Raw genomic sequence first — 14702 nt, forward strand, 5'->3', positions numbered from 1 at the left:
AAGTTGCTTTCAAAACACTTTGTTAAAATATTTGTCGGAATAAAAACAACTAATTTGGTTTGTATTTTATAAGTTATTGATTATAAATAATAAAAATAATGGCATTAGCTTTGCAATTGATCTCATAGTTTTTATGGGAAAAGTATATGAATCAGACACGTCATTTATCAATTTTAAAATCTTCTGTATTTGTACTGAGCGCATTGGCAAGTTCAATTACTTTAGCAAATGAAAATTCACAAAAAAATAATACCGATGATGTTGAAGCAATTACGTTAGAATCTGTGGTAGTTACAGGTTCACGACGTGCGGTAAAAAGTGCATTAGATGCACCAGCACCAGTCGATATTATTACTCCTCAAGCCTTATTAAATACGGGTGAGTTTGATCTCTCTAAAGCACTGGCAAAAATATCTCCTTCTGTGACTTTACCAACATCGCCTGCGGGTGGCTTTGGCGCTGCGGTTGCTCCAGGGATTGCACTGCGAGGTTTAACATCCGATCAAACTTTAATTTTAATTAATGGTAAACGTCGCCATACATCAGCGTATTTTACCCGTCAAAACTATGCAGGTGGCCGTGGAGCGGCAGGTGCTGATTTAAGTTTGATTCCAATTAGTGCGGTTGAACGTATTGAAATTTTACGTGATGGTGCTGCTGCTCAGTTTGGATCAGATGCAATAGCAGGTGTTGTTAATATTATTTTAAAAACTCGTGATTCTGGTGCAAACTTAACCTATCAAGGTGGGGGATTTACCCAAGGTGATGGCGAACAACATAAAATTTTAGGTTGGAAAGGTTTAGCGTTACCAAATGATGGTTCATTAACGCTCGCATTTGATGCTGGAAGAAGAGGATCTTCAAACAATACATTGGCTGATAATCGTAAATTTTATAATAATTTAAGTAATCCAAATCATAAATATGATGAAAATAACACACCCTATAGAAATTGGAAATTTGGCGCACCTGAATTAAAAGATCAGTTCAACCTAAGTTTTAATGCAGATTTGCCACTGACTGAAACTGCTTCACTGTATGGTTTTGGTACTTATGGTCATCGTAAAACGCGTGGCGAAAACTTCTATGAACCGCCATCATCCACTTCAGCAATTAATAAATCACCTTATTTCCAAGAAATTTACCCAGATGGGCGAATTCCTGTTTCAGTCATCAGTGTTGATGATTTTGCAGTGACCGTAGGTGGGAAAAGTGGTACGCAAAAAACTGGAAAAATAGATGCTTTTGCCACATATGGTCATAACAAAGTTCATTCTCAACAAGAAAATGGCTTTAACCCAAGTTATGGCGTACGTTCACCCACAGAATATAGCTTAGGAAATAATTTATTTTCACAGTTAAATACTGGTGTGGATTATAGTCGTGATTTTAATACCTCTTGGTTATTTAGCCCATTAACAATTTCAACTGGCGCGCTATATCGCTGGGAAGAATATAAACAACAAGCAGGCAATCCAGTTGCTTATACCAGAGGTTCATTTTATGACCCTGTAAAAGCACCTAATATTTATGCGGGAATTACCGATCAAGATGTTCGTAGTATCCATCGAGATGTTTATGGTGCATACCTAGATTTAGAAGCAGATATTGTGAAAGATTTGAATGCAGGTGTTGCGCTACGATCTGAACACTATTCTGATTTTGGTAGCACAACCAATGGAAAATTAACGCTTAAATATAATATTGATCCACAGTTCAGCATTCGCGGTTCCGCAAGTACAGGATATCGTGCACCATCTTTAGCACAATTAGGGTATTCAACATATAGCGTTCAAACTGTTCAAGGTACTGATGGTATTTGGAGAGATGTTCAGCAACGTACTTTAGTTGCAGGAAGTGAAGCAGCGCAATTGGTGGGTGGTAAAAAGCTGAAATCTGAAAAATCAACAAACTATTCATTTGGTTTTGTTTGGGAACCATTGGCAAAAACGGCATTCACTTTAGACATTTATCAAATTAATATTAAAGATCGTATTTTATTATCAGATAATATTTCTGGTAGTTTAGTGACCAATGCATTTGCAGGCACGGCTTACTCTAATATTAATAACGTGGCATTTTTCAATAACTTACTGGATACACGCACACGTGGTTTAGAGTTTACTGCGAAACATGATTTAGATTTAAATGACTATGGAAATTTAAAATTAAACCTTGGTTTTGCATTGAATGACAATAAAATCACCAAGGCTCGTGATGCTGTAACTTCAAAAGGTGATGTGATTTCATCTGCATTAATTGCAGGACGTAATACACGGAGCTTAATTGAATCTGCGGCGCCAAAGAACAAACTTACCATTGGTACGATATGGGATAAAAATGAGTGGAGTGTGAGTAGTAACTTACGTCGACACGATAAATGGACCATTTTAAATAATACCAATACCTTCTTAGATCAAACATTTAGCCCACAGTGGGTGCTTGATTTAGATGTTGGTTATAAAGCAGATCAGTTCGTTAAAGGCTTAAAACTCAATGTTGGAGCAGTGAACTTATTTAATAGTCATCCTGATAGAACTAAATCACAAGATCCATATGGTGTTGTGAAATATAGTTTTAATGCGCCAGAAGGTTCTTTTGGTACATATGTATATGGCCGAGTGAGTTATGACTTTTAATTGAGAGAAATGCAATGAGTTCATTAAAAATTTTAGTGGGCTCTTTATTGTCTATTTTAGCAATACAGAGCGCATCAGCAGCACCCGCGAAATATCAATCAAGTCCATTATATGGTGATAAAAAATTATCAGATTTTTATGAGTGGAAAAATAAAATACCATCACAACCTGGTTTATTGTTACGTAGTGAGCCTTTAAATGAAGGTATTCGCTTACCTGAAGGTGGAGAACAATATCGTATTTTATTCACCTCAACAGATGGTATAGATGGGAAATCTCCAGTGGTGGTGTCTGGATCTTTATTTTTACCTAAAGGAAAAGCACCTAAAGATGGATGGCCATTATTGGTTTGGGGACACGGTACGGTTGGTTTAGCTGACCAGTGTGCGCCATCTTGGGCAGGTCGAGTTTATCGAAATGAGCAATATTTAGATCAATGGCTGAAACAAGGATTTGCGATTGTGGAACCTGATTATCAGGGCTTAGGCGTTGCAGGTCCACATTGGTTAATTCATGTACCCCAACTTTCTTATAATATTTTAGATAGTGCGCGTGCTGCTCTTAAATCGGGTCATAACATTTCCAATAAAGTGATTATTGCTGGTCAGTCACAAGGTGGTGCTGCTGCATTTGGTGCTGCTTCTTATTCTGCAAGTTATGCACCAGATTTAAATGTAAAAGGAACAATTGCAACAGGTGTCATTTATAAGAAGCAAGATGAGCAATTGCCGATTTTAAATCAAGTTAATAAATACACACCTAATCCAGCAATTGCATATCAAATTTTAAGTTTCTTAGTACAACAGCAGTTAGATCCAACTTTAAAAGCATCTGAAGTATTTACTGAAAAAGCAGTACCTTTGGTTGAACATTCTAGATCTCAGTGTGTTGATCAAATTTTTTCAGATGTTGCCTTTGAAAAATTAACCACAGCGAATGCATTGCTAGATCAACCTTCTGAAAAATATAAAAAGTTACAGGAAAATTTTGAAAAATCGTATGGTTATTATCCGACTTTAAAAATTAATCATCCTGTATTTATTGGAACGGGGGCAAATGACAGAACGCCTGATGCACGGACACAAGTGCAACTGGTTAAAGATGCCTGTGCTGCTGGAACACAAGTGCAGTCCCATCTTTATCATGGTTTAGGTCATAGTGAGGCTGTTCCACGCTCTCTACAAGATGCTATTCCTTTTGCCAAGCTTGCATTGAATGATCAGCCTATTCCAAATACTTGTTCTGTAAATTTTAAATAAGAGATGGATGAATGAAAAATACATTACTAAAAAAGTTTAGTGTCAGTTTAATTTGCAGTAGTATTTTATTGGGTACAACTGCTTATGCACAGAAACCTCCAGTTGCACAAGAAAAGTATGGTGATGGACGTGTCTCGGCTTTTTATACGTGGAATCAAAATATTCCAAATAAAGCGGGTGAATTATTACGTACGGAAAAAATTACCAGTCCTTATATTCGTTTAGATAATGATAGTCAGGCAATTCGAATTTTATATAGTTCGACCAGTGGTGCAGATAGTAAAACACCAATTGTTGTTTCGGGCAGTATTCATGTACCGAAAGGGACACCACCGAAAGGTGGTTGGCCTGTGGTACTTTGGGGACATGGAACAGTAGGTTTAGCAGATAGCTGTGCACCTTCGTGGAATGGACGTTCTTATCGCGATGTACAATATTTAAATCGTTGGTTAAAAGAAGGTTTTGCTGTTGTTGCTACAGATTATGAAGGTTTAGGCGTTCCTGGCCCTCATTTATTAATTAATAATCCTATGCTTGCATATAATATTTTAGATAGTGGTCGTGCAGCCTTAAAAGCAAATTTACCTTTAGCCAATAAATTTGTGATTGTTGGACAGTCACAAGGTGGTGCAGGTGCAGTTGCCGCAGCAACCTATTCTAAGACCTATGCACCAGATTTAAATATTAAGGGTGCGGTGGGTACAGGTGTAATTTATAAAGATCCGAATGCGACGGAAGAAGATAATAGTTTAAAACTTAATCCTCATGAAGTTAGCCCTTCATTGGCATATGGTATCTATAGCTTCTTGGTTGCACAAAGCCTAAATCCTGAAATTAAAGCTGAAGACATTTTTACACCTGAAGCCTTACCTTTGGTTGAACAAGGACGAAATGCGTGTTTGGTTGGGTTTATGTCGGATATTCAATCATCTGGGCTATCTCCAGCAAAAGCATATAAAGCAGATCAACCTACTTACTATAAGCAAATTTTGGAAAAACAGTCGAATGATTATGGCTACTATCCAACGCTAAAAGTTGATTTTCCAATTTTTATTGGAACAGGGGCAAATGATGTCACTCCAGATGCACGTAATCAAATGAAGCTTGTTGCAGATGCTTGTAAAGCAGGTACTGTTGTGGAAGGTCATTTGTATCATGGTTTGGGACATAGTGAAACGGTAAATGCATCTTTAAAAGATTCGATACCATTTGCGAAAAAAGTGATATCAGATCAAAAAATTCAACCGATTTGTAAACCTGATATTCAATAAAAAATAACCACTTTGGTTTTATGACCAAAGTGGTTTATCAATTATAAATAATGATAATTATGCGCTAATTTTCTTACGCTTTTCCGCTTCTTCTCTCACGGTTGGTATAATGTAGCGACCATAATCTACAGTATCATAAATTGGGTCATATCCACGATTTAAAAAAGTAGTCACACCTAAATCTACATATGCTAATAAAGACTCAATAATTGTATCTGGTGTACCGACAAGTGCTGTTGTGTCGCCATAAGCACCGACTGCTGCTGCGGTTGGCATCCAGAGTGCTTTATCATAACGATCAGATTTTTCAGCTGCAGCCAATAGCCTTTGTGAACCAGTTCCCTTAATCTTATGTCCAGATATTCCATTATTATTTTGAAATAATGGATTTTTTTGAATATCGGCTAAAATTTTATGAGCACGTTGCCATGCAAGCTCTTCTGTTTCACCAATGATTAGTCGAACAGAAAGACTAACTTCTGGTGTTGGTTTATTTGCAAGTTTTGCAGCATTTTTAAGTTTGTCAATTTGTTCTTTTACACCGACTAAAGGTTCGCCCCAGAGTGAATATAAGTCTGCATGTTCTACAGCAATTTGATATGCAATATCGGAGGAGCCACCGAATGAAATTGGAATTGAACCTTGAACGGGTTTGAGAGGAATAAATGCATTTTCTATTTTAAAAAATTTCCCATTAAAACTAATAGGCTCATCGCTCGCCCAGAGTAATTTGATAATTTTAAGATATTCTTCAGTACGTTGATAGCGTTGAATTTTATCTACAAGATAGTCTCCTTCCTGAGGTTCAGCGGTAATGCCAGTAATTGCATGTAAACGAATACGACCACCACCTGTCAGATGGTCGAGTGTAGCAAATGAACGTGCTGCTAAGTTAGGTGTTATTAATGCGGGTCGATGTGCGATCATAAATCCAAGGTGATCGGTATGTTGGGCCAAATAGGCAGCAATTTGAGCACTATCGGGACTTGAAGGATTACTCGCAATTAATACCTTATCAAACCCAGCATATTCATGTGCTCTTGCATGGTATTTTAAATACTCTAAATCAATTTTATGGCCTATCCGTTGCCCCTTGGTTTCCGACCATTGGTTAGGAAAAACCATACCAACAAATTCAATACTCATAACAAAACTCTTCATGACTTTTAGTCAAAAGAGCAATATAAGTGCCAATATAATAAATAGTAAAATCAATTAGATATGATTTAATAAGTAAACGATTGTTTAAATTTAAACAAAAATCATTCATTTTGTTTAAATATAAGCAATTCATTAATTTATATATATTAAGTAAAATACTGAAAAAATTCAGATATATTAAATTATTATAATTTTTAATCATGCATCGTTGTGTTTTAGTATTTTATTATTTATATGAAATTAATAGTTTTAATTTATAATTATTTATATAAATTAATTTAAGTTTTTATTCATTGTAAAATTTAAATGTTTGAATTTAAGCAAAATAAATACATAATGATTGAAAATAAACATTTAAAAAATCTTGATATAATTATTTGATTTAAAATTAAAAAAATGAATAGATTATCTATAATTGTTATTTATAAACTTTGTTATAGAAATGTATTATCAACAATTAAATATAAATTTCTAAATATTATTAAGGTTGTAAAATGAAATCATATTTGGATAATGATTATAAAGTAATTACCTTGCCTGATAATGGGGTTCCCGTTAAACCCATTCGAGCAAAAGCAATTATTTTTTCAGATCAAAATTCTAGAAAGCTTTTGAGTCAGGTTGAAACCATTGCCCCAAGTGAGGCAAGTGTGATTATTCAAGGTGAATCAGGTACGGGTAAAGAATTAATTGCGCGTGAAATTCATTTGAAAAGTGATAGAAAGAACAAACCATTTCTTGCAGTAAATTGTGGTGCATTAGTTGAAAGTTTAGCTGAATCAGAACTTTTTGGTTATGAGGCAGGTGCATTTACAGGTGCACATAAAACCCGCGCAGGAATTTTTGAAGCAACGGAAGGCGGAACATTATTTCTTGATGAGGTGGGTGAGTTACCTCTATCATTACAAGTGAAGTTATTACGTGTATTACAAGAAAAAGAAGTAGTGCGTGTTGGTGGGCGTAAACCCATTCCTGTGAATGTACGTATCTTATCAGGTACGCATATTGATTTACGAAAAGCAGTGTCGGAGAACAAGTTTAGATTAGACTTATACTACCGTTTAAATGTTGTGATGCTGAACATTTTGCCATTACGTGAGCGTAAAGGTGATATTTTGCCTTTAGTCGATTATTTTCTAAGTTCGTATTCACAAAAACTAATTACACCAAAACCAAATATTAGCGATCGTGCCCGAAATGCATTATTAAATTATAGTTGGCCAGGTAATATACGTGAATTAGAGAATAATATTCATTATGCTTTACTGGTCAGTAGCGGTCAGAATATTGATATTGAGCATTTACGGTTTTCTGAAGAAAAAGGAGCAAGTGTTGCCTTGGATTCTGATTTAATTCTTGAATTTGAAGATGTATTGAAACGTCTGTTTCAAGAATATCATGGTGAGGCTTGGCATGTTATTGAAGATAAAATTGTTAATAGTGCATTTTCAAGCTGCTGGAATAATCAAGTAAAAACAGCAAAAATGTTAGGAATTTCTCGAAATGTTTTACGCAATCTTTTAACGCGTTATAATTTACTACCGTCAAAAAATGAAACAGTATAAATACTTTGGATTCATGCTGTTTTATTGTTTTCATTCTGGCAAGAAAGGATATGATGTCATGTGTACGTATGTCTTTTTTCTTGAAAAATTAACGCTCAAAACAAGTAAAATTTATTTATATAAAATAAGTTATTAGTCAATCAAAACTATAATAATCCACTAATTTTCTAGCACATATTTATTAAGATTTTTTCAGAGTTAATTTCGTTACGAATAGTCCAAGTTCAAATAACAACCACATTGGTATTGCAAGTGCGAGCATACTAAAAATATCTGGGGGTGTAATAAACATTGAAACGAAAAAGAAGAAGACAATAATATGTTTACGGTATTTTTCAAGCTGTTCGACAGAAAGCAAACCAATTAAAATAAGAATATAGGTCAAAACTGGAATTTGAAAAGCGCAACCAAAAGCCAAAAATAATTTTATACAAAAATTAAGATAGCTATGAATATCCGTCATAGGTAAGACATTTTCAGGTGAGGCTAATATAAAAAATTTAAGCGCTAAAGGTAAAATAACGGTATATGCAAACAGAATTCCTAAATAAAATAAAAATGTACTGACTATAATTAAGGCTAGCCCAATTTTTTTTTCGCTCTTGTATAAAGCAGGAGCAATAAAACGCCAGAATTGGTAAAAAGTAAAAGGAATTGTTAAAAAAATTGCAAGATAAATATTTAATTTAAAAGGCGTAAGAAATGTACTAATTACATCTGTCGCAATCATTGTTGAGTTTGTTGGAAGAGCTGCAATTAAAGGGTTTGCCAAAAATCTATAACTTTGTTGTGCCCATGGTAATAATAATAGAAATACGATCATCACCACAGAAATAATATAAATTAAACGCAATCTTAATTCTTTAAGATGTTCTGTATATTTCATCTCGCTAAAAGATTCATTTAGTGCTTTTTCAGTCATTTCACTTGCTCCTCATGAATAATTTAGATCGAAAATTTAGAGATAAAAGGTACATTTAATTGAGCGATATTGGCATAAAATTGATAATACAAGTGTGAGGTTTTAGGGTAATGCTCACGTACATGTAGGGTTTGTACATTTTCCAGTTCTTGTTGCATTAAGTTCAGCTGTTGTTTAAGCTCTGCCTCACTTTCTTTAATTTTTTGCAATTCAACCTGCATCATTTTTTTTAATTCAATTAATTCGAGTTCATTTTCAAGATCTGTTTGTATTTTATCAATTTGTATTTTTAATTTTCGGTATTTCACAAATATACTGCTTAATGTTTGGAGAAGTTTTTCAGGTCCTAATATAATGAGGGCAATAATACCCAAAAATAAAATTTCTCCAAAGCTAATATTAAACATAGTATTTTAAAACCCAATTAACTTAATGACTTTTTTCTTTATTTAAGTCAATTTGTGTTACATCTTTTAAAGCTTGAGATTCATTTAATTCTTTCTTTTCATCAGAATTCACAGAATCTTTAAAGTCTTTAATCACACCACCTAAATCTTTACCTAGGTTTTTAAGTTTTGCTGTACCAAATAGTAAAATTACAACGAGGGCAAATAGTAAAATATGCCAGATTGATAAACCCATAATTTTATACTCCTAAATAAATTATATTATTAACATAAATAATATGTTTTCCTAAATCATAATAAATTCATTATAAATATTGCATAATGATTTAAATATAATGAAGAAAATATTCATATTAATTGGTCAAGTAAATTAAGTGCTTGGTTTCGTATTTTAAATAATACTTCCGATTCCTTATGCCGTGGATGTGAAATTGGAATATCAATAATTTGTTTGATTCTTCCCGGGCGTGCTGACATTACAATGACACGATCACCAAGATAAACAGCCTCCTCAATATCATGTGTGACTAAAATCATTGTAATTTTTTCATGTTGCCATATTCGTTGTAATTCACTTTGAAGGTGGCTTCTGGTCATGGCATCTAATGCACCAAATGGTTCGTCTAAAAGTAAAATATCGGGTTTGTTGACTAGACCGCGAGCAATCGCAACTCGTTGTGCCATACCTCCAGAAAGTTCATGGGGATAAGCATTTTCAAAATCTTGTAAACCAACAATTTCAATGTGTTCTTGAACTCGTTGTTTTTTTTCTTGGTTGCTCAGCGTAGTTTCTTCTAATGCTAAATAAATATTCTCTGTAACAGTTAACCACGGAAGTAGGCGGTGTTCTTGAAAAATCAGACCACGTTTTAAGTCAGTTCCTTTAATGGGCACCTGATTCAGCAGTATTTCACCTTGATAATTTAAATCTAATCCCGCGATTAAACGTAGTAATGTTGATTTACCACAACCACTACTACCGACGATAGAAATAAATTCACCTTGTTGAATTTCAAGGTTAATATCATCAAGCACCATCAAAGAAGATTTATCTTTTTGAAAGCTTTTATTCAGATTTTGAATAGAGAGTAAAGAGAAGCTCATGTATAGTCCAGATGCTGTATTAAGTGTTTAGCATTGATCAATTGTGAAAAAATGAATTGAACTGTTGCATATTTTATATTCCCCATTTGAAAAGTTTTTTTGAAACTAACTTAATTGTGATGGTCATTAAAATGCCTATGACCGTTACGGTAATAGCACAAGTTAATAAAATTGCCATTTCAGTATTGACCTCAGCTTTCATCATTAAGTTGCCTAATCCAGCACCTGCATTAAAAAATAACTCACTGGCTGTGGTGGTAATCCAAGTAAAGGGAACGGCTAGATTTAAGCCTGTGATAATGCTAGGCAACGCTTGAGGTAAACGAATTTTACAAAAAGTGCGCCATTTAGAAAGACGATAGATCTGTGCAAGTTCATTGTATTTAGGCTCAAAATGACTGAGTCCTTGAAATGTATTAATCACAAGTGGAAAAAAAGAGGCGAGCGCAATAATAAATACTTTAGCTTGTTCGCCATTACCAAACCATAAGGCAATTAAGGGTGTTAAACCGAGTAAGGGTACTTGTCGAATACTATTGAATAATGGAGATACAATGGCGTTGAGGAGCTTAGAGTAAGCCAGCAATGTGCCGAGTAAAATGCCTGTGAATGATCCTAAAATTAACCCGACTCCTGCACGTTTAATACTGCCTAATGTATTAAGCCAGAGCTCACCACTTTCGATGAGCTGAATAAAGGCATAATAAATATTTTGTAAGGGGACAAATGCATAGGCATATGTTGGGCTAAAACTTGAGCTGTACTGCCATAGCAAAAGAATGCCGATTGGCAGAATTAAACCTTGTAAATAAAGTCGATATTGCTTTGAGAATACTTTTAGCTTTGAATGAGGAAAAATATGTTTTAGCATCATGTATTTTCCATTTTTTGAATGGCTGGGCTAAAGTGATTTTCGACTAGACGTAAGAGTTTATCTAACATAAAGCCGATAATCCCCGTGATAAAAACGCCAACCATTACAATATCTAAACGTAACATTTGTCGTCCTAATTCCATCATTTGTCCAATCCCTGTTCCTGCTGCTAATAATTCAACTGCGACCAGAATGAGCCAAGCACGTCCTAACGAAATTCGTAATCCGCTAATTAATTTTGGAAATATTGATGGAAAAATAATATATTTAATTTTAGCTACTGTTTTAAGCTGATAAAGTTGACCAACTTCCAGATAATTTTTAGGAATATTTCGAACGGCATCTGCGGTTGCAAGCGCGATTGGGAAAAAACATGCTTTAATGATTAAAATAATTTTAAAAACTTCGCCAATACCAAAAATTAAAATAAAAATTGGGATGAGTACAAAAATTGGAATTTGATAAAGAACATTGAATAAAATAAAGGTATAGCGATAAAAACAATCCCAAGTGGAGTAGGCGATGCCAAATAAAATTGCACTTAGTGATGCAATGGAAAAACCAATAAATAGACGCGATAAGCTATCTTTTAAATGCAGTGTAATTTCACCCGATTGAATGAGTGACATAAATGTGTGCCAGACTTTTTCAGGGGGGACTAAAATTTGTACTGGGAACAAATTAAGTTGGCAGACGCTATACCAAATAAACAGCATCACCAATGGAGAAGCTGTGGCGATAGTAGAATAGTATTTTGTTTTTGAAATACTTTTATGGTTTTTTTGATTTGAAAAACTATGATTTATATAACGTGAAGTATTGGTTAATATTTTCATTACAAGCTCCTAAGGTTGATCCCAATAATCACCAACCTGAAGATTTTGAATCGCTTGATCTGTAAATTTAGAATTTAACAATTCATCACTTTTTATGGGAGTTTGAATTAATTGATTTTTAACAGCATGGTCAATGACCCGTTGATAATGCTGTGTTAAAAATGGAATTTGGTAGTTTGGAAACCAATCTTTTTTCCATGTGCTTGTTGTGTTGTTACTTTCCCTTTGAATAACAGATAAGGGTTGACCAAATTTAGTTTGGCTCAGTTGGTATTCATCTTTGTTTTGTGAAATCCAATACATCGCTCGAACAGTTGCATCGGCAAGTTGTTGAGTTACTTTAGGATGTTGTTCAATATAGCTCTGACGGCCCCAAAGTTCTGCTCGCATTTTCCATTCAGCAGGTAATGACTGTGAAGACCAGATAATTTTACCTAATTTACGATCTTGTAAAGTTAGTGCATCACTGAGTGTGAAAAATGCATCAACACTTTTTGCAGATAAAGCTGCGGCCCCTGCTTGAGGATTTAAATTAATAATTTGAAAATCTTTGAAATTAAGCCCTTCACTTTCGATTAACTGACTAAAATTAATTTCCCATGGTCGACCACGGTGTAAGGCGATTTTCTTACCTTTTAAATCATGAATATTTTTTGCTGGAGAGTTGGGCGGTACAACTAAGTAGATATTATTGCCAATATTTCCAGGCACAATTAATTGTGTGCGAATACCCGAAGCATTGAGAACGACTGCTGGTAGATTGCCATAAAATGCAAAATCAATTTTATTATTAATGAAACTTTCATTCACTAAGGTTGCAACAGCAGCAGTCGTGACAGGTTCCCATTGCAGTTCAATGTTTTCTTGTTTTAGCTGGTTTAAAAATATCTCATCTTTCGAGATAAGTTCTGGTACCCCAATAAAATCTAATTTTCCAGATGTACCGTTTGCAACAACAGCGATACGGAGTTGTTGTTTATTTGATATGGATGTTGTATTTTCAGAATTCGTAGAGTTATTTTTTGATTGATTACATGCAAGTAATCCAATAAAACTTAAGCTAAGAAGTACCCTTAAAATAATGCGCATATGAAAATAATAAGATTAGAATTTATATCAATTCAGCAAGAATTAAGCCAAAATGTTTTTAATAAATAAATCAATAATTTAAGTTAAATTAATTTTTTAATTTATCACAACACTAGAGAAAATGTTGTTCAACCAACAATCTGTTTGTTAATGATGTCTAGATTTCAACAGTTATGTTTATCATTTTTTATTTATATTGATAAAAAACAAATATATAAGTGTTTTTTAAATTTTTCTATAAACGGCATATTTCCTGCAACTTAGAAAACAACGACTTTGGGTCGTTTTTTATAATGATGAATTGAGAAGAACTATGTCAGTTGAGTTTTTATGGAGAATACCCGTTCATGGGGATGGTCGTCGTGCACATCATTTACATACACGCGGTGAGTGGAATGGGTTACAAACACTTCAAGCACCGAAACGTGTAGCACCTGAACATGATGACCAATTATTTGCATATTATGATTATATTCAGCAAGTTGCAAAAGCTACGGATATTGTAGGATTTCATGGGGCGCTCATCCCTGCATTTCCACATACGGAAGAACCGTGGGTATTGGCATCTGCATTGGCACGTGAAACGAAACGCTTAAGATTATTAATTGCTATTCAACCATGGTTTATTCATCCCGCATACGCGAGTCAAATGGCTGCAAGTTTACAACGTTTAAGCCAAGGGCGTGTGGAATGGAATGTGATTTCAGGTGGTGGTGGGGCACAGCAACGTGCATATGGTGATTTTATTGAACATGATCAACGGTATGCAAGAACACGTGAATTTTTAGATTTTGTAAAAGGCTATAGTCATCATACTCCTTTTGATTATGATGGGCATTTTTTTCATGTTGATCAGGGTGGGCTTCGTTATCCAATGAACCAATATCCTGTACCGAGATTGTGGCTTGCAGGTGCAAGTGATGCAGCTCTAGATGTAGCAGGGCAACATGCTGATATTCATTTAACGTGGGGTGAACCTGTAGAGCAACAGAAAAAAGTCATTGAACATGCGCGTGATTTTTTTCAGAAAAAGCACCCTGATCGCCAAGTTAATTTTGGCATGCGAATTGATGTTTTAGCTCGACCTACAGCTGAACAAGCATATTTGGAATTAAAGCAAGCGCATGAAACCATCACAGGAACACGAAATAACTTTGCACGAACTGATACCGAATCGGTGGGTGCAAAAAGACAACAACAGTTAGTTCAAAGTAATCGCTTTGAAGATTTATTTGTTCAGCCTAATGTATGGGCAGGTATGTCGAATGTTCGTGGGGGACCCAATTGTATTTTGGTCGGCAGTTATGAACAAGTGGCACAGCGTTTACAGGAATATATCGATATTGGTGTTGGGCACTTTATTCTCGCCAGCAACCCTCATTTAGAAGAAGCATATCGAGTTGGTGAAGAGGTCTTACCGCTACTCGGCTATAAGTAAAATTCATAATCTTTTCACCCCTTTATATATAAAGGGGTTTTTGTTTCTGTACCAACAGCAAAATGTTCGAAAAACAACAATTATGATTACTTTAGATCATTAAATTTAAAAAAAAACTTATAAAACATATGGTTAAT

The 14702-nt window shown here is 34.5% G+C and carries 13 protein-coding genes; 5 read left to right on the forward strand and 8 right to left on the reverse strand.

What is annotated here, in order from left to right; translation table 11 throughout:
- Window positions 1-146 precede the first annotated feature (146 nt).
- The 3 genes from B9T31_RS13415 to B9T31_RS13425 are packed head-to-tail and all read left to right on the forward strand — an operon-like array spanning window position 147 to window position 5169.
- Window positions 147-2639, forward strand: a complete 2493-nt coding sequence (locus B9T31_RS13415; RefSeq protein WP_086182452.1) for a TonB-dependent receptor plug domain-containing protein — start codon at window positions 147-149, stop codon at window positions 2637-2639.
- Window positions 2640-2653: 14 nt separating this feature from the next.
- Window positions 2654-3898 carry an alpha/beta hydrolase gene (locus tag B9T31_RS13420; protein ID WP_086182453.1) on the forward strand — a complete coding sequence of 415 codons (1245 nt, stop codon included), beginning with the start codon at window positions 2654-2656 and terminating at the stop codon, window positions 3896-3898.
- Window positions 3899-3909: 11 nt separating this feature from the next.
- Window positions 3910-5169: a lipase family protein gene (locus B9T31_RS13425; RefSeq protein WP_086182454.1), complete on the forward strand. Its 1260-nt coding sequence runs from the start codon at window positions 3910-3912 to the stop codon at window positions 5167-5169.
- A gap of 57 nt (window positions 5170-5226) precedes the next feature.
- Here B9T31_RS13425 and B9T31_RS13430 read toward each other — a convergent pair whose 3' ends face one another.
- Window positions 5227-6315: an LLM class flavin-dependent oxidoreductase gene (locus tag B9T31_RS13430; RefSeq protein ID WP_086182455.1), complete on the reverse strand. Its 1089-nt coding sequence runs from the start codon at window positions 6313-6315 to the stop codon at window positions 5227-5229.
- A gap of 509 nt (window positions 6316-6824) precedes the next feature.
- Between B9T31_RS13430 and B9T31_RS13435 the strand changes: the two genes are divergently transcribed.
- A complete protein-coding gene (locus tag B9T31_RS13435) occupies window positions 6825-7895 on the forward strand; it encodes a sigma-54 interaction domain-containing protein (protein WP_086182456.1) in 1071 nt (356 codons plus the stop codon).
- 181 nt (window positions 7896-8076) lie between these two features.
- On the opposite strand, the gene tatC is transcribed toward B9T31_RS13435, so the two are convergent.
- From tatC to B9T31_RS13470, 7 genes are all read right to left on the reverse strand, one after another.
- Entirely contained in the window at window positions 8077-8817 is a 741-nt protein-coding gene (gene tatC, locus B9T31_RS13440; protein ID WP_086182457.1) for a twin-arginine translocase subunit TatC, read from the reverse strand.
- A 23-nt stretch (window positions 8818-8840) separates the two neighbouring features.
- Window positions 8841-9224, reverse strand: a complete 384-nt coding sequence (locus B9T31_RS13445; RefSeq protein ID WP_086182458.1) for a twin-arginine translocase subunit TatB — start codon at window positions 9222-9224, stop codon at window positions 8841-8843.
- Window positions 9225-9246: 22 nt separating this feature from the next.
- A complete protein-coding gene (locus tag B9T31_RS13450; RefSeq protein ID WP_171264761.1) occupies window positions 9247-9459 on the reverse strand; it encodes a Sec-independent protein translocase subunit TatA in 213 nt (70 codons plus the stop codon).
- A gap of 113 nt (window positions 9460-9572) precedes the next feature.
- Window positions 9573-10328, reverse strand: coding sequence for an ABC transporter ATP-binding protein (locus B9T31_RS13455; RefSeq protein ID WP_086182460.1), 756 nt, complete (start codon window positions 10326-10328; stop codon window positions 9573-9575).
- Between the two features lie 73 nt (window positions 10329-10401).
- On the reverse strand, window positions 10402-11199 hold the full coding sequence (locus B9T31_RS13460; protein WP_086182515.1) for an ABC transporter permease: 798 nt from the start codon (window positions 11197-11199) through the stop codon (window positions 10402-10404).
- On the reverse strand, window positions 11199-12038 hold the full coding sequence (locus tag B9T31_RS13465; protein ID WP_139840925.1) for an ABC transporter permease: 840 nt from the start codon (window positions 12036-12038) through the stop codon (window positions 11199-11201). The genes B9T31_RS13460 and B9T31_RS13465 overlap by 1 nt, the downstream gene beginning before the upstream one ends.
- A gap of 9 nt (window positions 12039-12047) precedes the next feature.
- Complete coding sequence (locus B9T31_RS13470; RefSeq protein WP_086182461.1) at window positions 12048-13127, reverse strand: ABC transporter substrate-binding protein; 1080 nt, start codon at window positions 13125-13127, stop codon at window positions 12048-12050.
- Between the two features lie 313 nt (window positions 13128-13440).
- Between B9T31_RS13470 and B9T31_RS13475 the strand changes: the two genes are divergently transcribed.
- Entirely contained in the window at window positions 13441-14565 is a 1125-nt protein-coding gene (locus tag B9T31_RS13475; protein ID WP_086182462.1) for an LLM class flavin-dependent oxidoreductase, read from the forward strand.
- The last annotated feature ends 137 nt before the right edge of the window (window positions 14566-14702 follow it).

Origin of the sequence: Acinetobacter sp. ANC 4558 (genome assembly GCF_002135375.1) — a bacterium.
In the GTDB taxonomy this organism is placed as follows: Bacteria; Pseudomonadota; Gammaproteobacteria; order Pseudomonadales; family Moraxellaceae; genus Acinetobacter.